Below are 20,481 nucleotides of genomic sequence, written 5' to 3' on the forward strand. Positions count from 1 at the left end.
GATGCGCCAATGGCATCACCTGCTGGGCCTGGCCCTGCTGATCAGCGCCGCGCCGGGTTGCAGCACCGGCGCCAACAGTGTGGCCGCCCAGCCCGTGGCGCGGCCCGCTGCCGCGCCGGTTGCGCGCCAGGAGGGCAATGTCGCCTTGCTCGCCGGCAAGCTGCGCAATGCCGGCCGGGCGCCGGTTTCCATCGTCCAACTGGGTGACTCGCACACCGCCGCCGACCTGTTCAGCGGTGAGCTGCGTCGCTTGCTGCAGGCGCGCTACGGCGACGGTGGCATCGGTTTGGTGCCGGCTTCGCCGGTGCCGGGGATTCGCAACGACCGGGTGATCATCAAGAGCGAGAAGCGCCAGTGGGAACTGGTGTCGGCGCGTAACCAGCAGAGCAGCCAGTTCCCACTCGGGGGCTACCTTTCGCTGCCCCAGGCCAAGCGTTCCAGCGTGATGATCCAGGCGCGTGACCCAGACAGCCACCGCTACAAGATTTCGGCGCTTTACCAGTCCAGTGGCACGGCCTCGCTGCTGGCCAACGGCGGCCAGCGCCGGGTGCTGCCGGCGAGCAATGGCCAGTGGCGGTTCAGCCCGGCGTTCACCAATGTCGGGCTGCCGGTGCAGTTGGCGGTGGAGGGCGGCAACGTCGCGCTGGGGGGCTGGTATATCCAAGGGCAGAAGAACGCCGGTGTGACCTACTCGACCCTGGGCATCAACGGTGCGCGCCTTGAGGTGGTGGACAAGTGGCAGTCTGGGTGGCGCGACAGCCTCAAGGCGGTGGCGCCGGACCTGGTGATCCTCGCCTATGGCACCAACGAGGCGTTCGACGACACGCTTGACCTGGGGCTTTACCAGGCGCAGTTGGATGCGACGCTCAGCAACCTGCGCAAGGACCTGCCACGGGCGGCGATCCTGCTGGTCGGGCCACCGGATTCGATCAAGCAGCGCAAGGCGGGCAGTTGCGCGGCGCGCCAGCCGCGGCCGCTGGCGTCGGTGATTCGCATCCAGAAGCAGATGGCGCAGCAGCACAAGGCGCTGTTCTGGGATTGGCAGGCGTTCATGGGCGGGCCGTGCTCGATTGCCGGGTGGCAGGCGGGTGGGTTGGCGCGGCCGGATCTGGTGCACCTGACGGCGGATGGTTACCGCAAGAGTGCGGCGGGGTTGTATGAGTTTATCAAGGGGCCGTTGGGATTGCGTTGACGTCAGCTAGATCGGCGTTGGATTTGAGTCTGCTGGGGCTGCTTTGCAGCCCTTTCGCGGCACAAGGCCGCTCCTACAGGGGATCACCGTCTCCTGTAGGAGCGGCCTTGTGCCGCGAAAGGGGCGCGAAGCGCCCCCAGCATTGGTAGCCGTCAGACATTTCCGAATCTGAAACAAAATCCTTCAGCCAGTTAGCGCTTGGGACCTATCCTACGCGCCTGCCGGAAGGCTCTGAATTGGCTGGGAAATGCCCCGGGGGTAACGTCGCTGGGTCGTCAAATTTGGCGACCGGGTGTGAGAAGCCCGTTGTGTTTCTAGATTCAGGTTGCCTGTAATGGCAGCCGTGCGCGTGCAGGCTTCGGTCTGGCCGTGGTGTCTGGAACACGGTCTTCTCACCTCGCGTACGGCTGCCACCCTTGTCTGTGAGAAGGATGCCGGTGGTTGCTCTAGAATCCATTTCCAGAGTGACAACAATGAAAAAGATCGTCCCAGATCCACCTTACCCAATTCCTTTCGTCGCCATCATCAGCGACCTCCCTCCCGATGAGGCCATGGCCCACGCCAACAAGCTGATGCACACCCTCAGCGACACCATTAACGCCTACACCCACTGCCCACGCGACGAGCGCCTGGACGTGATGATGGACAGCGCCGAAATCCTCGCTCAACTGGTCATCGCGTTGGTCCGCCACGCCCGGGCCAAGGGGGCGCCGGTATGAGTGACGACCACAAGCCCGGCCCGACCCAGGGCACGACCACCTGCCTCGAGATCTTCCGTATCCAGCCGGGCATTCCTTTCGATCACGCCTTCAGCGACCTGTCGGTGCTGCTCGGGTGCGTGGCGCATTTCACCACCGAGGCCGAGATGGAGGGCGATCTCATGGCTGCCAGCGCCGCGCGGATTCTCAGCGGGCTGGCCAAAGGGCTGATCGATGACATGGAGTTGGGGTTGAATCGGTAGCGGTGACCGGGGGCTGCTGCGCAGCCCTTTCGCGGCACAAGGCCGCTCCTACAGACGATCGTGATTCCCTGTAGGAGCGGCCTTGTGCCGCGAAAGGGCCGCGCAGCGGCCCCAGGATGGCTCAGGCGATCTCTGCTTCCAACTCAACCATCGCCTCGCGATACCGCGCCAGCTCTTCGATGGTCAGCACCGGCAGGTTGTACTGGCGTGCATACACCGCCACCTCCTCACCCCGGGCCATGCTGCCATCGGGGTTCATCAGCTCGCACAGCACCGCCGCCGGGCGCAGGCCGGCCAGGCGCGCCAGGTCCACCGAGCCTTCGGTGTGGCCACGGCGGGTCAGCACGCCACCGTCACGGGCGCGCAGCGGGAACACGTGGCCCGGGCTGACGATATGGCGCTCCTGCGCGGTGGAGCGCAGCGCGGCTTCGATGGTGGTGATGCGGTCCTGCGCCGACACGCCGGTGCTGACCCCTTCGGCCGCTTCGATGGTGACGGTGAAACCGGTGCCATGGCGGGCCTGGTTGTTCTGCACCATCGGCGCCAGCTGCAGGGCATCGACAGTGGCTTCGTCCAGGCACAGACAGACGATGCCGCTGCAATCGCGGATCATCATGGCCATGGTCTGCAACGACAGGTTCTCGGCGGCGGCGACGATGTCGGCTTCGTCCTCGCGGTCGTCGTCGTCGAGCAGCAGCACGGGGCGCCCGGCCTGGAAGGCGGCGATGGCGGCGCTGACGTTAGGGAATTGCTGGTTGAGCAAGGTGGACATGAAACGCTCCTCGTGAATGATCGATGAACGTCTCGGGGCGAACAAAATGCGCGCGCAAGGGCGCCTCGGCGGCCCCTGCCAAACGCCTTCTTTCATCCGGACTATGACCGTCGGCCCTGGAATCTCACCAGATCTGCTGACCCCCGGCATGGCCGGGGCGCTCGCGGGCTCATCTTTCGATTTACCGCCGGTGGGGACTTTCACCCCGCCCTGAAGACCGGCCAAGCATACAGCACGCTGCCAGCATGCTGGCAAGCCCTACGACTTTAGTTGCTGCCAGTCCAGCCCGAACCGCGCCAGGTACTTGCGCAGGCGGTCGGCGTCGTTGGGGTTGGCCTTTTCCTGGCGCGACACCGCGAACAGCTGGCGCCCGGCCTCGGACAAGCTCGGGGCGCGGCGGCACACGTCCAGCACCGCCTGTAGCTGCACCTGGTCGAACAGGTCCAGTTCGCGGCCGGCCAGCAGTGGCTCGACCACCTGCTCCAGGCCCCAGGCATAACTCAGCCGACCGATCTCTTCCGCGACCAGTGCTTCGTCGATGCGCCCGCTGTCGGCCAGGGTCGCCATGCGCGTGATCGACGCCGACAGCTCGCGGAAGTTGCCGGCCCAGCGCGCTTCGCTGGCATGGGCGAAGGCCAGGTAGCGGCGCTTGGCTTCGAGGTTGAAGCGCACCTGGCGCCCTTGTTCGCGGGCATGGCGCTGCAATTCGAAATCGAGGTTGGGCTCGATGTCCTCGCGGCGTTCGGCCAGGCCCGGCAGGGCGAAGGTCCACAGGTTGATGCGGGCGAACAAGTCCTCGCGGAACGAGCCGTCGGCGACCTTGGCGCGCAGGTCGCGGTGGGTGCCGGCGATCAGCTGGAAGTCGCTTTCCACCTCGCGGTCGGCGCCCAGTGGGAAGAAGCGTTTTTCTTCGATGGCCTTGAGCAGCATGGCCTGTTCGTCGGCGCCCAGCTCGCCAATTTCGTCGAGGAACAGCATGCCGCCGTCGGCGGCGCGCAGCAGGCCGTCGCGGGCGTTCTGCGCACCGGTGAAAGCGCCCTTGGCGTGGCCGAACAGGGTCGACATGGCGCCGTCGCCACGCAGGGTGGCGCAGTTCACTTCGATGAAGCGGCCGCCCAGCTGGTGGCGGCCGCGCTTGAGTTCATGGACGCGGCGGGCCAGGAACGACTTGCCGGCGCCGGTCGGGCCGACCAGCAGCATGGGGGCCTTCGAGCGCAGGGCGACCCGTTCGATCTGCTCGATGGTGCGGTTGAAGCCCGGGTTGCGCGTGGCGATGCCGGACTTGAGCAGCGACTGCCCTTCGACCTGCTCGCGGCGAAAGCGCGAGGCGATCGGGTCGTAGCGCGACAGGTCGAGGTCGATCAGGGTGGCGATGCCGGCCGGGTCACTGTTTTCGTCCTGCTTGCGCGAGGGCGAGGTCTGCACCAGGCGCGCCGGCAGGTAGCGCGCCTCGGTGAGCAGGAACCAGCAGATCTGCGCGACGTGGGTGCCGGTGGTGATGTGCACCAGGTAGTCCTCGCGCTCGGTGTCGAAGCTATAGCCGCTGGCAAAGTCGTGGAGGGCGCCGTAGACCTCCTCGAAGTCCCATGGGTTGCGCAGCGCCAGTGGGTGCAGGCGCACCTCGGTGCCGGGCGAGACCTGCTGGATGTCGCCGCGAATACGGTCGGCCAGGCTCTGGTCGCGGGCACTGGGGCCGTGGATCAGTTCCAGGCGGTCGAGCGGCAGGTCGGGTTGCTGGCACAGGCCGATGGTTGGCCGCCACTTGTTCCAGCGCGCCGCGCCCTTGCCGTTGCGGTCGAGGGTGGTGCCGAGAAAACCGATGGCGACGAGGGGCTTGGTCATCCGTGATTATCCAGAAAGATAAATGTGTATCGCAGAATATACGAAAAACGTAATCGGTATGACCGGTGCAGTGCACCAGACTGTTCGTAAAATAAAAATAAATCGTTATAAATCAAATACTTAAAAAATATTTTATGACTCGGATGAAAACCTGGCACGCCGCTCGCTATATCCCTTTCGACCGCATCGCCAGGCAGGCCCTCGGGGCAGTGGATTTCAGTCCCCGCCGGTGCACGTACCCACCCTCAGGTGTCGGTGTCGTGCATGCCGCCGCCGCAACGACCGGTCTTTGCGGCGCAAGCCTTTGAACAGGCTTGCGAGGCGCTCGTCGGGCCCTGTCCCGACACTACCCTCCACGGTAGCTACAAACGCAACACCCGCAGGTGGGGCACAGGCAACGCAACCAGGGCCAGGATGGCCCGCTTTTGCGAAGGACGCCTGGGCCACCGCTGGCCCACCCGGCCCGTCGGCCGGGCCTGGCGCAACGATGGCGGCCGCCGGAGCAAACGCTCCCGGCCCCGGACTCCGCCAGGCTTCGCCCACGGCGCTCGGTGAGTCGGCGACCACCCGCAACCAAGGACATTGATAAAAGGATGAGCAAGATGAAACTGTTGAAACGCTTTGTGGTGAAGAAGAACGAACGCGGCCTGTTGATGAGCGAAGGTGACTTCGTGTCGGTCCTCGAGCCTGGCCAGTACCAGCGTTTCGACTGGCAAGACCGGCTGACGGTGAGCACCTTCAGCCTCCAATCCCCACTGTTCGACCACCCGCTGGCACAGTACCTGCGTGGGCATGAGCCAGCCTTGGTCGAGCAGCATTTCGAAACCATGGACTTGGCGCAGCACGAGGTTGGCCTGCGCTTCGAGGACGGCCGCCTGGTGGAGCTGCTGGCCCCCGATAGCCGCCGCCTGTACTGGAAAGGCCAGGTCGAGCATGGCTTGCAGCGTATCGACCTGAATCAGGGCCGGCGCCTGGACGATGAACTGGTGGTTCGCCTGAACCGCCCTGGCGTGGCCGGCACGGACCTGGTCCTGCTGGCGCTGGTGCCGGCCTTCCATGTCGGCGTGCTGAAGATCGACGGCGTGGTGGCCGGGTTGCTCCAGCCGGGCCGGCATGGCTACTGGCGCTGCGGTAGCCAGGTAGCGGTGGAGATGGTCGATACCCGCCTGCAGGCGCTGGAGGTGAACGGCCAGGAAATCCTCACCCGCGACAAGGTCAGCCTGCGCCTGAGCCTGGTGGCCAACTGGCGCTACACCGATGTGCTCGGCGCCCACGGGCAGATGAGCAAGCCGGTGGAGCACCTGTACCGCGAGCTGCAGTTCGGCTTGCGTGCGGCGGTGGGTACCCGCACCCTCGACGAGCTGCTGGAAGACAAGCAGTTCATCGACGGTAGTGTCGCCGAGTACCTGCAGGCGCAGTTGCCGGGCAGTGGCCTGGAGGTGGGCAGCCTGGGGGTGCGCGACATCATCCTGCCGGGCGAGATGAAGACCCTGCTGGCGCAGGTGGTGGAGGCGGAGAAGGCCGCCCAGGCCAACGTGATCCGGCGCCGCGAGGAAACCCAGGCGACCCGCTCGCTGCTCAACACCGCCAAGGTGATGGAAGGCAACCCGACGGCCCTGCGCCTGAAGGAGCTGGAAACCCTGGAGCGGGTGGCCGAGCGCATCGACCGGATTTCGGTGTTCGGTGGCCTGGATCAGGTATTGAATGGAATGGTCAGCCTCAAGGCGGGTTGACCCTTTGCGACATGACGTAGTGCAACAAGGAACAAGGCAATGAACATTCTCGAAGTGGCGGGCGGCAAGCCGATCAAACTGTGGACCGACGGTGTGCCGGTCGAGGACGACGCCCGCAAGCAACTGATGAACACGGCGAAGATGCCGTTCATCTTCAAGCACCTGGCGGTGATGCCGGACGTGCACCTGGGCAAGGGTTCGACCATCGGCAGCGTGATCCCCACCGTGGGCGCGATCATCCCGGCGGCGGTGGGCGTGGACATCGGTTGCGGCATGATCGCCGCGCGCACCTCGCTGCACGCCCGCGACCTGCCGGACAACCTGCATGGCCTGCGCACGGCCATCGAGAAGGCCGTGCCCCACGGCAAGACCTTCGGCCAGCGCGACCAGGGCGCCTGGGACAACGTGCCAAGCCAGGCCGACCAGGTGTGGAGCGGGCTCGCCGGGCGCTTCAAGGCCATCACCGAGAAGTACCCGCGACTGGAGAAGACCAACAACCGCCAGCACCTGGGAACGCTGGGGGGCGGCAACCACTTCATCGAAGTCTGCCTGGACGAGGCCGACCGCGTCTGGTTCATGCTGCACAGCGGGTCACGCGGCGTGGGTAACGCCATTGGCAACCTGTTCATCGAACTGGCCCAGGCCGACATGCGCCAGCATATGGTCAACCTGCCGGACCGCGACCTGGCGTATTTCGAGGAAGGCAGCCGCCACTTCGCCGACTACGTCGAGGCGGTGGAATGGGCGCAGGACTTCGCCCGGCATAACCGCGAGCTGATGATGCTGGCGGTGGTCGCCGCCACCCGCAGGGTGCTGGGAAGGCCGTTCGAGGCCAGCCTCGAGGCGGTCAACTGCCACCACAACTACGTGCAGAAAGAGCAGCACTTTGGCCGCGAGGTGCTGGTGACCCGCAAGGGCGCTGTGTCGGCGCAGAAGGGCCAGCTGGGCATCATCCCGGGCTCGATGGGCGCCAAGAGCTTTATCGTCCGCGGCCTGGGCAACGAGGAATCATTCTGCTCGTGCAGCCATGGCGCGGGCCGGGTGATGAGCCGCACCAAGGCCAAGAGCCGCTTCACCGTCGAGGACCAGCAGCGCGCCACCGCCCATGTGGAGTGCCGCAAGGACAAGGACGTGATCGACGAGATCCCGATGGCCTACAAGGACATCGATGCCGTCATGCATGCCCAGCGCGAGCTGGTCGAGGTTGTGCACACCCTGCGTCAGGTGGTGTGCGTGAAAGGTTGACCCCCTGTACAAGGATCGGGGCCATGAATCAGCAAGAACTGCATCCACTGTCTACAGCCATGCGCGAACGGGTGCTGGATGAATTGCAACGTATCGAGCGCGAGCACCAGGTGACGGTGCTCTACGCCTGCGAGTCCGGCAGCCGGGCCTGGGGCTTCGCCTCGCCGGACAGCGACTACGATGTGCGTTTCATCTACGTACCGCGTGCCGATTGGTACCTGCGCGTGGATGAGCCGCGTGATGTGATCGAGCGGCCCTTGAGCGATGAGCTGGACGTCAGCGGCTGGGAGCTGCGCAAGGCCCTGCGCCTGATGCGCGGCGCCAACCCCAGCCTGCTCGAGTGGCTGGGCTCGCCGCTGGTGTACCGCGCCGACGTCGAGGCTGCGCGAGGTTTGCAGGCGTTGGGTGATGAATGCTATTCGCCACGGGCGGTGCGTCATCATTACCTGTCGATGGCGCGCAAGAACCTGCGTGGCTATCTGCTGGGCGAGACGGTGCGCTACAAGAAGTACCTCTATGTGATCCGGCCATTGCTGGCGGTGCGTTGGATCGATCAGGGGCTGGGCATGCCGCCGACGGCGTTCCCGGCGTTGATGGCGCGCACCGTCGACGAGCCGGGCTTGCAGGCGGCGATCGATGCGTTGCTTGAGGTGAAGCGGCGTTCGGGCGAGGCCGAGCAGGGGCCGCGTGATGAAGTGCTGCATGCGTTCATCGAGGCGGAGCTCGAACGGGCCGACGGGGCGCAGGAGGTGCCGGTGGTGCGGGGGGAGACCGGCAGGTTGGATGCGTTCCTGCGCGAGACCGTCTGGCGGTTTTCGCAACCCGCACCTCTTTGATTTGGCGCGAGCTCTGTAGGAGCTCTGGCTCAGCACGTAGTGCAACGACGCCGGCAGCATCGGGCCGTGCCCCAGGCCTTCGAAGCGCTGGAAGGTCACTTGCAAGCCTTTCACCTTTTCCAGGTCGCCGAGCAATCCACGCATCGGGCGTTCGGCGTCACCCTCTACAGGCGCCCGTGGATTCGCCGGCTCGTCCGTGCCTCGCATCAGCAACAGGCGCGGGTGGCTTTCGCCCAGGCGCTGCTGCAATCCCGATGCCTCGCGCAGGATGGCGCCGTCGTTCCACCACAGCGAAGGGCTGGCCGCCGCGTAGTCGCTGAACATGCCGGGGCGAGTGAACAGCGCATGCAGCACCGCCAGGCCACCGTAGGAGTGCCCCCACAGTGTCTACTGGTGCGGGTCGATGGCGGCGACGCCGGCGACCATCGGGCGCATGCGTTGCTCCAGCAGGTCGAGGAACGCATCGACGCCACCACTGGGTTGGCCGCTCAGGGGATCGCGCTGTTCGGTCAGGCCGGGCACGTTGGGCGTGTAGTCGTAGGTGCGGGCATTGCGCTCGATACGCTGGTCGGTCTGGTAGCCGATGGCGACCAGCACCGGGGCCTGCCCGGCGGCGAGTTGCTCCAGCTGACGTGGTTGCAGGGCGCCGATGGCGGCATTGCCGTCGAGCATCCACAGCACCGGATGGCCGGTCGCGGGCGCCGGGCGCTTGGGTTCGCCGATCCACAGGCGGTAGTGGCGCTGGCCGTCCTGCGAGTCCAGGTCAAGGTGGCTGAAGCGGTAGGCGAGGTCCTGGCGTTGCAGCAGGGTGCTGTCCATCAACTGCTCGGGCTGGACCTGGGCGAAGGCCGTGGTGCTCATCGCCAGGGCCAGGAAAAGGGGTAGAAGCTTCATGTCGGTGTTCCTGATCTTTGCGAAACCCATGCAGGCTGCCCGGTTCAGCGGCGGATGACCACCTGCGTCTTGTCGTCGTTCACCTGTAGTCCGTAGGTCTGGGTGAGCATGGCCAGGGCCAGGGGCAAGTCATCGACGGGGAAGGTGCCGGAGACGCGCATTGTCCCCACCCTCGGATCACACGCCAATGGCCTTGTGGTGTAACGCATCATCTCCTGCGTCCACTGCGCCAGCGGCATGTCGTCTGCCAGCAATAGCCCGTTGCGCCACGCGATCAAGGCTTCGCTGGTCGCCTCGATGGGCCCTAGGCGGTCGTGGCTGAAACGCAGCTGCTGCCCGGCGCGGACGATGGCCTCATGGGGCGCGACGTGAACGGCGCCTTCGTAGACCGCGAGCAGGGTTTCCCCGGGCAGCTGGCGCACGCTGAAGCGGGTGCCCAGTGCGTGCAGGATGCCTTGTTCGGTCTGCACCTTGAAGGGTCTCGTGGGGACCTGCGGGTCGCTGGCGGTGACGATGTACAGCTCGCCGTGTTGCAACTGCAACAGGCGCAGGTCCCTCGTGAAACGCACATCCATGGTCGTGTCGCTGTTGAGCGAGACGCTGCCGCCATCTGCCAGGCGCACGTCCCGGCGCTCGCCCACGGCGGTCTGGTAGTGGCTGTCGGGCGCGCCACGCCGCCAGGCCCACCAGCCCAGCGGCGCGGCGCCGATCAACAACAGCAACCCGCGCAGCACGGTGCGCCGGTCGTGGCTCGTTGGCCGCGCCAGACTCTGCCTGGCCAGGGTCGGGGGCAGGGTGCCGAGGCGATCGAGCAGGCGCTGGGCGCGGTTCCAGGCACGTTCGTGTTCCGGGTCGGCTTGTCGCCACTGCGCCAGACGTGCCTCCTGTTCTGCGGTCAGCGGCCCTTCCTGCATCAATAGCAACCACGAGGCGGCCTGGGCGAGCACTGGGCGAGCGATCGATGTGTCAGTCATCGGGCATCTGGCTCAGGCAGGTCAGGTAGCCTTCGTGGATGTACTTCTTCACCGTCGGCAGGGCGATGTTCAGGGCCTGGGCGATGTCCTTTTGCTTCATGCCATCGAGGGTCGCCATCAGGAACGCCTGGCGCACGCGTGGGCGCAGGGTATCGAGCACGGCATCGATCTCGTGCAGGGTCTCGAGGATCACGCTTTGCTGCTCCGGGGAGGGATGCTCAGGCTCCGGGACCTGCGCCAGTGCTTCGAGCCAGGCCTGTTCGAGGGAATGACGACGGCGCCAGCTGACCAGCACGCAGTTGGCGATGCGGGCCAGGTAGGCGCGGGGTTGGCGCAGGGTGTCCGGCTGCGTGGCGTCGCGGCTGGTGAGCACACGCAGGAAGATGTCCTGGGCCAGGTCGTCGGCTACGCCATGCCCCCATGAGCGCAGCCGATACGCCAGCCAGCCGCGCAACCAGGTGTGATTCTCGAGGTACAGCGTCGTGACGGCGCAGGGGGCGGTACGCAGGGGAGGGTTTTCGAAGGCGGTCATGATGGGCTGAATCGAGGTTGTAATTACGCAAATGAAAACCATTATCACTGGTTTCTTTTGAATCACAAGCCTCCGATGAAAATACGAATCGAGTGCATATACCTTTTTCGATCTCGTGCGACAGAAAGGGTAGAAGCCCGCATCGAGTGCCGGGCGCAAATCCTACGAGCGAGAAAAGCATGCCCGCAGTACGTCGGCTTTCCCCTGTTTCGCGCCCCTTGCAGCGTCCGTCCCCGATCAGTTTCGCCGTGCGCTGCGCGATGCTCGGCTGCCTGATGGCAGGCGGCGCTTCCCTGGCCCAAGCCGCTGGCGCGGCGACCAGCGTGGCCACGCGCCTGGACGACGCCACGCTACGCGACTACGACATCGGCCAAGGCCCGCTGGGGACTTCGCTGGGGGTGTTCGCCAACCAGTCCGGCCTGCTGCTGTCCTATGACCCCGAGCTGACCCGGGGGCGTGCGGCGCCATCGCTCAAAGGGCGCTACACGGTGCTGGAAGGTGCGCGACGCCTGCTGGCGAACACCGGGCTGCAATTGCTGCCGAGCGCGTCGGGCACCTACATCCTGGCGCCGCAAGCCCGGGCGTCGTCCACCGCCACCGAGTTGAGCGCGACCGTGGTCGACGCCACCGAGCTGCTCGACCCGCAGCGGGACACCTACCGGGCGCCCCGTTCCACGGTGCACCTGTCGCGGGAAGACCTCGACCGCTTCGGCACGGTGTCGGTGGGCGACATGCTCAAGGGCGTGGCGGGCGTGCAGGTGGGCGACAGCCGCAATGGCGGGGCACTCGACGTCAATATCCGAGGCATCCAGGGGCAGAGCCGGGTAGCGGTGCGGGTCGATGGCTCGGAGCAGGCGCTGGATGTCTATCGCGGCTACGGCGGCACCCAGCAGCGCAGCTACATCGACCCGGACCTGCTCAGCAGCGTCACCGTCAACAAAGGCCCCAGCACCCGCTCGGGCGCAATCGGCGGCTCGGTGGAGATGAAGACCCTGGGCGTCGACGACATCCTGGTGGACGGCAAGGACGTGGGGTTACGCCTGACCGGCAATCTCTGGAACAACGGTGTCGACCCCGACCATCGCAACAGCCATTCCCGGGACGAGGACCTGAGTGCGGTGCCACGCGACAAGCGCAACGGCCTGTTCGGCTCCAAGGCCGAATCCGGCAGCGCAGCCTTCGCCTACAGCAGCGAGCGGGTAGACCTTGTGGCAGCCTACGCGCACCGCAACCAGGGCAACTATTTCTCGGGCAAGCATGGGCAGGACCGCTACCGCCTCTACGACCGCGATGGTGACGAGCAGTCCAGCGTGGCCAGCACCTACAACGCCGGCGAGGAAGTGCTCAACTCGTCGTCGCGGACCGATTCCTACCTGCTCAAGAGCACCTGGCGGCTGGCGGACGACCACACCCTGGAACTGGGCTACCGTCGCTTCGAAGGGCGCATGGGCGAGATCATGCCGTCGGACATCTTCCGCTTCGGCACGGCGGGCATCTATCAGTACCCCCAGTCCGAAATCGATATCGACACCTACACCGCCCGCTACCACTACCTGCCCGAAGGCAACCCGTGGGTGGACCTCACCAGCAACCTGTGGATGACCGACTCGAAGACCAGCACCCTGAGCGCGGCCTGGATGGCGCCCAAGTCGCAGCTGTTCCGCACCGACCGCAGTTGGTCCCGCCAGGACGACCGGCGCATCGGCGGTGACCTGAACAACGTGTCGCGTTTCACCACAGGCTTCGGCGACTTCAAGCTTGACCTGGGCGGTGCCTTCCAGCTCGAAGACCTGCAACCGCAGAAAAGCGTGGTCGCCACCCAGCACGACATCAACGCCAACCGCATGCTGCGCGATGCGTCGCGCCAGGAGTTCAGTTTCAACGGCAAGCTGGAGTACCAGCCCATCGAGCAGGTGACGCTGTGGGGCGGCGGCCGCTACGCCCACTACCGCACCAAGGACAACACCGTGCTCGCCGAAGCCCGCCGCGAGGAGCGCGAGATGCGCTGGATCACCGCGAGCAGCCCGGGGCACTGGGGCAGCATGATGTGGTTCCCCGACCAGAACGGCCAGTACACCGACGCCACCGACCCGCGCCTGAACAACGGCATCGTCTTCGAGAACAGCAACGAGCCGTTCAATGGTGTGCCGTTCAACGAGTCTGGCGCGGTGGACGTGACGGTGTATCCGGAAGACATCAGCAGCGTGGTCACCGGCTACGACTACACCCCGCAGGGCAAGAGCAGCGGCGGTGGCTTCGCGCCAGCCTTCGGCATCAACGTCGAGTTCCTGCCCGACACCTTCATCTATGCCTCGTACACCCAGGGCCTGCGCCTGCCTTCGTTGTTCGAGACCAGCCAGGGCACCCAGCAGGTCACCCCCGGCAGGCACCTCGAGCCCGAGCGTTCGCGCAGCTGGGAAGTCGGGGTCAGTGCCTTGCGCAGCAACCTGCTGACCGCGGGCGACGAGGCCTCGGCGAAGCTGGCGTTCTTCGACAACGACATCAAGAACTACATCACCCGCTACTACGACCCGAGCCCGGGCAAGTGGGGGCAGATGACCTTCAGCAACACCGACCGTTTCCGCACCCGTGGCCTGGAGCTGCAGTCGCACTATGATGCCGGGCGCGTGTTCGCCGACTTGTCGGCCACCTATTACCTGAAGACCGAGACCTGCGACGCGGCCTTCGCCGCCAAGCTGCGCGCCAGCGCCAACCGCTACCAGCCCACCCACAACACCCCGGACTGCACGCCGGGCAGCTACATGGGGTCGTACACCAACACCCAGAACCCGCCGAAGTTCTCGGCCAACCTCACCACCGGCCTGCGCTTCTTCGACGAGGCGCTGACCGTGGGCGGGCGCATGACCTACACCTCCGGCCCCACCGCGCAGATGGACAAGCCGTGGCAGACCGGCGCCACCACGCCGCAGATCGACTACCGCTCGGTGGCGTTGTTCGACCTGTTCCTCAAGTACAAGGTGCTGGAGCACACCGAGCTGAACCTGTCGGTGCAGAACCTGACGGACCGCTATTACCTGGACCCGCTGGCGCAGAGCTTCATGCCGGCACCTGGGCGGACGGTGCGAATGGGGGTGCAAACGCGGTTCTAGGCCAGCCCCTTGTGTACTGAAATGCCATCAGCGGGCCCGATGCTGTGCAAGCGTCCGGGCCTGCGACCCCGCCTCTAAAATCCTACGCGTCTCTATGGTCGCACTGACACCAACCTGCGCACCTGTCCCATATCGCATGTCGAAAACGCGCACATTTTGTGAGGATTTCCCCTACCAACTTTCCATACGCATCCGCATAGAGTTTTCCGCAGCAACGCTCGGATCGCCTGGATCAACCGCTGATCGTTAACGGAGCTTCAGGCGCATCCCGATGTTTCAACCGTGTCGCAGTCCAGAGGTGCCGGGCTGACCACGGTTGTTTCTCCGTTCATGGCTCGGAGCTCGATCGATGAATCTTGTACACGTTGAAGCACTCTGTGCGCTTGAAGATCCCTACCTGGTCGGCGAGCACGCCGATCATCTGTTTGATGCCGCGATGCGTGAAATCACGGCATACCACCAGCAGCACTCACCGGGCTATGCCGAGTGGTTGCGCCAACAGCAGTTCGATCCTTCTGCCCCGGGTTTCGAGACTTGGGGGCACCTGCCGCCGATATTCGCCAACTACCTGAAGAAGCACCTGCTGCTCAGCGAGACAGGGTTGGATGCCCTGGAGCTGACCTCGTCAGGCACCACAGGCCAGAAAAGCCGGATGCGCTATGACGTGCGCAGCCTCGGCGCCGCGCAAGGCATGGTCGACCGGATATACCAACGGTTCGGCTGGGATACGCCGCAAGTGCCGTGCAACTACCTGATGCTGGGCTATGAGCCCGTTGGGCACAGCGCGCTTGGCACCGCCTTTACCGACAACTTTCTCTGCAAGTACGCACCCGTCAAACAGGCCATTTATGCCCTGCGTCACAACGGCCGCCAAACAGAGTTCGACCCCTTTGGTGTCATCGAGGCATTGCAGCGGTTCGCGCGGGATGAGGTGCCACTACGCATCCTGGGCTTCCCGGCGTTCATGTGGTTCGTCCTCGAGCGGATGCGTGAAATGAAGGTTGCGCCACTGGAATTCGCCACTGATTCGCTGGCCATGTTCGGCGGTGGCTGGAAAACCCATGCCGACCAGCAGATCCCCAAGGCCCAGCTGTATGCGCGGATGAATGAGCAGTTGGGCATCCCGACCTCGCGCTGCCGCGACGGATACGGCTCCGTCGAGCACTGCGTGCCCTATGTCGAGTGCGCGAACCACCATCACCACGTGCCCACCTATTCCCGCGCCTACACCCGCCACCCTGGGACGTTCGCCTTGCAGGGGTACGGGCAGCCGGGGCTGATCCAGTTCGTGTCGCCGTATATCACCTCCAGCCCCGCCCACAGCATCGTGATGAGTGACCTGGCGGTGCTGCATCGCGGTGACGAGTGTGGCTGCGGCATTGCCACCGACTGGTTCGAGATTCTGGGACGGGCCGGTACCGGCAAGAGCCGCAGCTGTGCATTGGCCGCCTCCGAACTGATAAGGGAGAACTGATATGTACCTCATTCAAGGGCAGTACCAGGCGGAGCTGACGCTGGACCAGGCATTGGTGCGCTTGACGGGCGAACTGGCACACACGCTGAGCCATCCCTGTGGGATCGAGACCGTGCTGGCCTGCGCCGGTCGGTTTGCCGAGAAACTGCAGGACGGTGAGTTCCTGGCCGAGCTCGACGCTGCTTTGCGGGAGCAGCTCCGAGCGTTCTGCCAGCCTGACGTTCTGCGCGCCAAGCTGGAAAACGAACTGGGCGTCAATCCATTCTCCCTGCGCCGTCGCGATTATCGGGTCCCCCGTTTCGAGAGCTGGCGGCCGCTGGGGCTCATCCTGCATATCACCCCAGGCAATGCGCCGCTGCTGCCATTCTTTGCCGTGTTGGAAAGCTTGCTGGTGGGCAACGTCAACTGGTTGCGCCCCAGCGCCCGCGACCAGGGCTTGAACACCCGGTTGCTGCAGGCCTTCCTGCAGTGCGACCGATCCGGCGAACTGGCCAACCATGTGGCGGTATTGCCGGTGGCCAAGGCCGAGCTCGCGAGGTTGATGCCCTATGCCGATGGTGTTTCGGCCTGGGGGGGAAGCGAGGCATTGAAGACCATTCGCGACCAGTTGCCTGACGGCTGTCGATGGATTCCCTGGGGGCACAAGGTCAGTTTTGCCTGGCTGGTGCCGGAGGCGGTCGATGAGTGTGCGCTCGATGCGCTGGCCGACGAGGTCTGCCGCCTGGACCAGCAGGCATGCTCCAGCCCGCAGGTGGTGTTCGTCGACAGCGACGATGCGGACACGCTGCGAGCGTTGGGCGGGCAGCTGGCTGCGGCGATGCGTCGTCGTCATGCCCTCTGGCCTGCGCTATCGCCCGGTATGCAGGAGGCCGCGCAGGTCACCACCAAGCTTGCATTGGCCGAGTTGGACCACGCGTTTGTCGATGGCCGAGGCCAGATCTGGAGGGGCGAGGGGTGGCAGATTGTCCTTGAGCATGTGATGGCGCTCGAGCCTTCGCCGCTGTTTCGCACCATCCTGCTACGGCCGCTGCCGCGCCGGGCAGTGATGCATGCCCTGCGCCCTTGGCGCACCCGGTTGCAGACCTGTGGCCTGGTCTGCGCCGCCCACGAGACTGCCCACCTCAGCCAGTTGCTCCTGGCCGCAGGGGTCGATCGGGTCACCTCGGTGCAGACGATGCACGACGGCTACAGTGGTGAGCCTCACGATGGCGTGTATGCCCTGGGCATGTTGGCACGCCGGGTTTCCGTGAGCCTGGCGGATGGCTGCCTGCCTGGGCAGGCGACCCTGGATGCCTGCGGCCAGGCACCCACCGGCTTGGAAGGGCAACCGATCATGAGTCGCAGTGCATTTCTGGGTGGTTCGATCAGAGCGCATGCACAGCTGTACTTCCGCACGGGGGGAAGCACGGGGACGCCGAAACTTGCCAGCTATTCCTACCGTGATTATCACCGGCAGATGCAGGTCGCGGCTGACGGGTTGTTTGCCGCTGGCCTGGATCCAGCCAGGGATCGTGTGATCAACCTCCTGTATGGCGGGAATCTGTATGGCGGACTGCTCAGTTTCTTCACCGTCCTCGACAAGCTAGGAGCCACGCACTACCCGATGGCCGGGCCACAAGATGACGACTATCGCGAAATCGCCGAGCTTATCGTCTCCGAGGGGATCGACACGGTGATCGGCATGCCGAGCACGGTGCATCAGTTGTTCCTCCGCGAGGCCGCAACACTGCGTGCCTATGGTGGGATCCGCAAGGTGCTGATGGGCGGTGAGCACCTTGCTCCGGCCCAGCGCACGTTCATCCAGGGCTTTGGTGTGGAGTCCATCCGTTCCGCCCTCTATGGTTCCGTCGATGCCGGCCCCTTGGGTTACACCTGTGCATCAAGCCCGGATGGGGTCTTCCACCTGATGGGCGATACCCAGTGGCTGGAGATCGTCGATCCCGAGCGAGATGAGCCGGTTGCCCCTGGTGAGGTGGGACGCTTGCTGTTCACCTCGAAGGCCCGGGAGGGGCACGACGTCGTCCGTTATGACATTGGTGACCTGGGGCGCTGGATGAGTGGCCAGTGTCCGTGCGGTGTGGCTGAGCCCCGTTTCGAACTGCTGGGGCGTCATGGTGCGCGGGTACGCATCGGCACCATGTTCATCCAGCCGCAGCGGCTGGCGGTGCTGGCCGAGGTCCCGGTGCAATTGCACCTTGAGGTCAACGTTGACAATGGTCTGGAGCGTATTCGCTTGCTGGCGGAGGCCGAACCCGACGTGGTCCGGGCCAGGGTGTGTGCCGACGCAGAGTTGAGCATGGCTGTCACGCTTGGGTTGCTGGAGCTGGAGGTGTGCCAACAGGCGCAACAGCACTTCGAAAGTCATCCGCAGACTGGGAAGACACCGCTGGTCATCGACAAACGTCGCTGACCCGCAGTGCATGAAGAGGACGCAGAAACATGAATTACTCCAGCAAATGCCCGCTCGCACTAGCATGGCTCGTCGATCATGTCCGGGAACATTCGCCTTACTATGCCCAGCTGTATCGGGATCTCCCGAAAGCGGGCTGGACACTGGCCGACCTGCCGATGGTCGATCCCCACCAGTACTGGGCACGCGGGGCGGTGCTCGAAGGCTGGCCTGTTCTGACAGGGCCGGTAATGGATGCGATCGTTTACAAGACCGGTGGCACGACTGGCGCGGCCAAGCACTCGGTCTATACCCAGGCGGAGTGGGACCGGTTCGTCACGACGTTCGGGCGCAGTCTCTGCGCCTGGCTCGAGCCCGGGGATCGCGTGGCCAATCTGTTCTTCGCAGGTGACCTGTACGCCAGCTTCCTGTTCATTCAAGGGGCGCTGGCCAAGACCCAGGTGCCGATCTGCGTGTTCCCCTTCACTGGAGCGGTCGATCCACAGGCACTGGCGACGCAGGTCGGGCAGCACGGGATCAACGTTCTGGCGGGCGTACCGGGAAAACTCCTGCACGCCATCGCCTGTCTCGAACAGGGTGGTATCCAGCTGCCAGGGGTGAGGACGGTCCTGTATGGCGGGGAAAGCGTGTTTGCCGAACAGCACGCGTTGTTCAAGGCGGTGCTGCCCAACGCCAAGGTGGTTTCGATCGGCTGTGCCAGCGTGGACGCGGGCCTGATCGGCGCCAGCACGGTCGACTGCGCACCGGGTGAGCATCGCGTCTTCGAGCCCGACACCCTCGTCGAAATCGTTGATGAAGGCTCGGGCGAGCCAATCCACGAGGCCAACCGTACCGGCCTGTTGGTGGTGACCAACCTGACGCGCTCATTGATGCCCGTCATTCGCTACCCCGTCGGTGACCTGGCGCAATGGACCGAAGCACCCGGGAGCGCCAGCCGCAAGTTCAAGCTCGAAGGGCGCAGCAGCCTCGGTCACCGGGTGAGGGTCGGTTATGCAACGCTCTTCCCGGACGAACTGGCGGTGGCTATCGAGGAGCGCCTGGGGCAATGCCCGTGGCAACTGGTGATCGACAGGAAGAACGGTACCGATTTCATCGTGCTTCGCATTGCCCACCCTGGCGACGGCGGATGCGCCGAGGCATTGCTGCAGGCTCTGAAAGCAGGGGACGCCGCGGTGGTTGAGCTCATGGAGAAGGGGGCGCTGGTGGTGTCGGTCAGTTGGTGCCAACCCTTGGATCTGTTGATGAACCAGCGAACCGGCAAGCTGCTGCGTGTTGTCGACAGGCGAGACTATCAGCCCCTTCTCGAGGAGGCTGCTCGATGATGTTCATCCGTGGATTCGAGGAGCACGATGCAGCGCAGGTCAGTGCGCTGTTCAACAGGGTCTATGGCGAAGACTATTTCTACCCGGAGATCTACCTGCCCTCCGTCATCTGTCACCACAACCGGACGCAGCGCTGGCAATCCGTGGTCGCGCTGCTGGGGGACCAGATTGTCGGCCATGCCTTGCTGTGGCGCTCATCGGAGGATGAACGTCGTGCCGAGCTGGCCATGATCGTCGTCGATCCCCAGGCGAGGGGGCAGGGCGTCGCCACCCGCTTGGGCAGGCACTTGTGTGACCTGGCCCGTCGGCAGCACATGGCTGTGTTGACGATCAAGATGGTCGCCAGCCACGTGTGGACACAGCGACTGGGGGCTGCACTGGGGTTCCAGGCCACGGGGCTGCTGCTTGATTACGTCGAGTCACCGATCTGCCATCCCGCGCGGGAAACCGCCATCCTGGGTGTGCTGCCTTTGCAGGCGCTACCTCTGCCACTGACGGGCGACCAGCCGCCGTGGGTCGTTCCCCTGGTCGAGCAATTCGGAGCGGTTTCGCCCGGCTCTGCCGGGGATCGTGCGGCACTGACGAAAATCACGGTCCAGGATGATCGCCTGGACCTGGTCATCGAGTGTGCAAACCACCGCTCGATCATCGAAGCCTCGCGATTAACGTTTACCCGGATGACCCATGTCTGGATCAGGATGGATGCCAACCTGCCAATGGCGTTGTCGCTGCTTCATCAGGCAGGTTATGCCGACATGGGGCTTGCCCTGGGGCCTGGGCGGCACTGGTACTGGTTGCTGCAGCGCGGTTTTTCCGGCCGCTCGCTGCAGCTTCACTGCCCGACGGCGCGTGCGTTGCTTGCCAGCGTGAAGCAACAGGCGCTCCACGCCGAAGCGTGCTGAGTAGCTTGAATGACGGGCATTAAAAAGCCGGCTTGTGGCCGGCTTTCATTATGTGCAGTAGCATCCGCCAACCTCCGCTATCCCCTTGTTTTACGGCGCATTGGCGGTAGTATCTGTCCATTAGCGTTCGTTGAGATTCGGGTGAATCCAGCGATTTGGTGTGGGTCAAGGTGTGGGTGTGATGCGATGTCGAAATTGACAGCAGCAGGGGTCAAGAGCCTAGCTAAACTGGCAGTGCCCGGGATGACCAATGACGGCAGGGGCCTTTATCTCCAAATTAGG

The 20,481-nt window shown here is 64.8% G+C and carries 15 protein-coding genes, 1 pseudogene and 1 riboswitch; of the genes and pseudogenes, 11 read left to right on the plus strand and 5 right to left on the minus strand.

Going from position 1 to position 20,481, the window contains the following annotated elements; genetic code table 11:
- Position 1 precedes the first annotated feature (1 nt).
- From NGM28_RS21530 to NGM28_RS21540, 3 genes are all read left to right on the plus strand, one after another.
- Positions 2-1,192 (plus strand): SGNH/GDSL hydrolase family protein, encoded by a 1,191-nt coding sequence (locus tag NGM28_RS21530; RefSeq protein ID WP_252091342.1) that lies wholly within the window; start codon positions 2-4, stop codon positions 1,190-1,192.
- 473 nt (positions 1,193-1,665) lie between these two features.
- Positions 1,666-1,911: a hypothetical protein gene (locus tag NGM28_RS21535; protein ID WP_252091343.1), complete on the plus strand. Its 246-nt coding sequence runs from the start codon at positions 1,666-1,668 to the stop codon at positions 1,909-1,911.
- Positions 1,908-2,153 carry a DUF3077 domain-containing protein gene (locus tag NGM28_RS21540; RefSeq protein ID WP_213659381.1) on the plus strand — a complete coding sequence of 82 codons (246 nt, stop codon included), beginning with the start codon at positions 1,908-1,910 and terminating at the stop codon, positions 2,151-2,153. The genes NGM28_RS21535 and NGM28_RS21540 overlap by 4 nt, the downstream gene beginning before the upstream one ends.
- A gap of 121 nt (positions 2,154-2,274) precedes the next feature.
- Here NGM28_RS21540 and ribB read toward each other — a convergent pair whose 3' ends face one another.
- Together ribB and rtcR are read right to left on the minus strand one after the other, a co-directional pair.
- A complete protein-coding gene (ribB, locus tag NGM28_RS21545) occupies positions 2,275-2,925 on the minus strand; it encodes a 3,4-dihydroxy-2-butanone-4-phosphate synthase (protein WP_252091344.1) in 651 nt (216 codons plus the stop codon).
- 80 nt (positions 2,926-3,005) lie between these two features.
- Positions 3,006-3,147: riboswitch (FMN riboswitch) on the minus strand.
- A gap of 36 nt (positions 3,148-3,183) precedes the next feature.
- Positions 3,184-4,767, minus strand: coding sequence for an RNA repair transcriptional activator RtcR (gene rtcR / locus NGM28_RS21550; RefSeq protein WP_252091345.1), 1,584 nt, complete (start codon positions 4,765-4,767; stop codon positions 3,184-3,186).
- Positions 4,768-5,369: 602 nt separating this feature from the next.
- Here rtcR and NGM28_RS21555 point away from each other — a divergent pair.
- Genes NGM28_RS21555 through NGM28_RS21565 form a run of 3 tightly spaced genes read left to right on the plus strand, consistent with a single transcriptional unit; the run spans position 5,370 to position 8,581 of the window.
- Positions 5,370-6,500, plus strand: a complete 1,131-nt coding sequence (locus NGM28_RS21555) for a slipin family protein (protein WP_252091346.1) — start codon at positions 5,370-5,372, stop codon at positions 6,498-6,500.
- 39 nt (positions 6,501-6,539) lie between these two features.
- On the plus strand, positions 6,540-7,745 hold the full coding sequence (locus tag NGM28_RS21560; protein ID WP_240066492.1) for an RtcB family protein: 1,206 nt from the start codon (positions 6,540-6,542) through the stop codon (positions 7,743-7,745).
- Between the two features lie 23 nt (positions 7,746-7,768).
- On the plus strand, positions 7,769-8,581 hold the full coding sequence (locus tag NGM28_RS21565; protein ID WP_252091347.1) for a nucleotidyltransferase domain-containing protein: 813 nt from the start codon (positions 7,769-7,771) through the stop codon (positions 8,579-8,581).
- An 18-nt stretch (positions 8,582-8,599) separates the two neighbouring features.
- Here the strand turns inward: NGM28_RS21565 and NGM28_RS21570 are convergent.
- The 3 genes and pseudogenes from NGM28_RS21570 to NGM28_RS21580 all read right to left on the minus strand — a co-directional run.
- Positions 8,600-9,475 (minus strand): annotated as a pseudogene (locus NGM28_RS21570) (alpha/beta hydrolase); the annotation flags it as partial.
- A 44-nt stretch (positions 9,476-9,519) separates the two neighbouring features.
- Positions 9,520-10,449 (minus strand): FecR domain-containing protein, encoded by a 930-nt coding sequence (locus tag NGM28_RS21575; protein ID WP_252091348.1) that lies wholly within the window; start codon positions 10,447-10,449, stop codon positions 9,520-9,522.
- On the minus strand, positions 10,442-10,981 hold the full coding sequence (locus NGM28_RS21580; RefSeq protein ID WP_240066592.1) for a sigma-70 family RNA polymerase sigma factor: 540 nt from the start codon (positions 10,979-10,981) through the stop codon (positions 10,442-10,444). Before NGM28_RS21580 ends, NGM28_RS21575 begins: the two co-directional genes overlap by 8 nt.
- A gap of 275 nt (positions 10,982-11,256) precedes the next feature.
- Between NGM28_RS21580 and NGM28_RS21585 the strand changes: the two genes are divergently transcribed.
- The 5 genes from NGM28_RS21585 to NGM28_RS21605 all read left to right on the plus strand — a co-directional run bounded on the left by NGM28_RS21585 (position 11,257) and on the right by NGM28_RS21605 (position 20,199).
- Positions 11,257-14,091, plus strand: coding sequence for a TonB-dependent receptor (locus NGM28_RS21585; RefSeq protein WP_502943879.1), 2,835 nt, complete (start codon positions 11,257-11,259; stop codon positions 14,089-14,091).
- A gap of 349 nt (positions 14,092-14,440) precedes the next feature.
- Positions 14,441-15,565, plus strand: a complete 1,125-nt coding sequence (locus NGM28_RS21590) for a LuxE/PaaK family acyltransferase (protein WP_252091350.1) — start codon at positions 14,441-14,443, stop codon at positions 15,563-15,565.
- A 1-nt stretch (position 15,566) separates the two neighbouring features.
- Positions 15,567-17,975: an acyl-CoA reductase gene (locus NGM28_RS21595; RefSeq protein ID WP_252091351.1), complete on the plus strand. Its 2,409-nt coding sequence runs from the start codon at positions 15,567-15,569 to the stop codon at positions 17,973-17,975.
- Positions 17,976-18,004: 29 nt separating this feature from the next.
- Positions 18,005-19,297, plus strand: a complete 1,293-nt coding sequence (locus NGM28_RS21600; RefSeq protein WP_252091352.1) for a phenylacetate--CoA ligase family protein — start codon at positions 18,005-18,007, stop codon at positions 19,295-19,297.
- On the plus strand, positions 19,294-20,199 hold the full coding sequence (locus NGM28_RS21605) for a GNAT family N-acetyltransferase (RefSeq protein ID WP_252091353.1): 906 nt from the start codon (positions 19,294-19,296) through the stop codon (positions 20,197-20,199). Before NGM28_RS21600 ends, NGM28_RS21605 begins: the two co-directional genes overlap by 4 nt.
- Positions 20,200-20,481 lie beyond the last annotated feature (282 nt).

It is taken from the genome of Pseudomonas sp. MWU13-3659, assembly GCF_023757525.1.
Lineage (GTDB): Bacteria > Pseudomonadota > Gammaproteobacteria > Pseudomonadales > Pseudomonadaceae > Aquipseudomonas > Aquipseudomonas entomophila_E.

Coding starts and splice junctions, on each gene's coding strand:
- NGM28_RS21530 (WP_252091342.1), top strand. CDS start 2: ATGCGCCAATGGCATCACCTGCTGGGCCTGGCCCTGCTGATCAGCGCC.
- NGM28_RS21535 (WP_252091343.1), top strand. CDS start 1,666: ATGAAAAAGATCGTCCCAGATCCACCTTACCCAATTCCTTTCGTCGCC.
- NGM28_RS21540 (WP_213659381.1), top strand. CDS start 1,908: ATGAGTGACGACCACAAGCCCGGCCCGACCCAGGGCACGACCACCTGC.
- ribB (WP_252091344.1), bottom strand. CDS start 2,925: ATGTCCACCTTGCTCAACCAGCAATTCCCTAACGTCAGCGCCGCCATC.
- rtcR (WP_252091345.1), bottom strand. CDS start 4,767: ATGACCAAGCCCCTCGTCGCCATCGGTTTTCTCGGCACCACCCTCGAC.
- NGM28_RS21555 (WP_252091346.1), top strand. CDS start 5,370: ATGAAACTGTTGAAACGCTTTGTGGTGAAGAAGAACGAACGCGGCCTG.
- NGM28_RS21560 (WP_240066492.1), top strand. CDS start 6,540: ATGAACATTCTCGAAGTGGCGGGCGGCAAGCCGATCAAACTGTGGACC.
- NGM28_RS21565 (WP_252091347.1), top strand. CDS start 7,769: ATGAATCAGCAAGAACTGCATCCACTGTCTACAGCCATGCGCGAACGG.
- NGM28_RS21575 (WP_252091348.1), bottom strand. CDS start 10,449: ATGACTGACACATCGATCGCTCGCCCAGTGCTCGCCCAGGCCGCCTCG.
- NGM28_RS21580 (WP_240066592.1), bottom strand. CDS start 10,981: ATGACCGCCTTCGAAAACCCTCCCCTGCGTACCGCCCCCTGCGCCGTC.
- NGM28_RS21585 (WP_502943879.1), top strand. CDS start 11,257: ATGGCAGGCGGCGCTTCCCTGGCCCAAGCCGCTGGCGCGGCGACCAGC.
- NGM28_RS21590 (WP_252091350.1), top strand. CDS start 14,441: ATGAATCTTGTACACGTTGAAGCACTCTGTGCGCTTGAAGATCCCTAC.
- NGM28_RS21595 (WP_252091351.1), top strand. CDS start 15,567: ATGTACCTCATTCAAGGGCAGTACCAGGCGGAGCTGACGCTGGACCAG.
- NGM28_RS21600 (WP_252091352.1), top strand. CDS start 18,005: ATGAATTACTCCAGCAAATGCCCGCTCGCACTAGCATGGCTCGTCGAT.
- NGM28_RS21605 (WP_252091353.1), top strand. CDS start 19,294: ATGATGTTCATCCGTGGATTCGAGGAGCACGATGCAGCGCAGGTCAGT.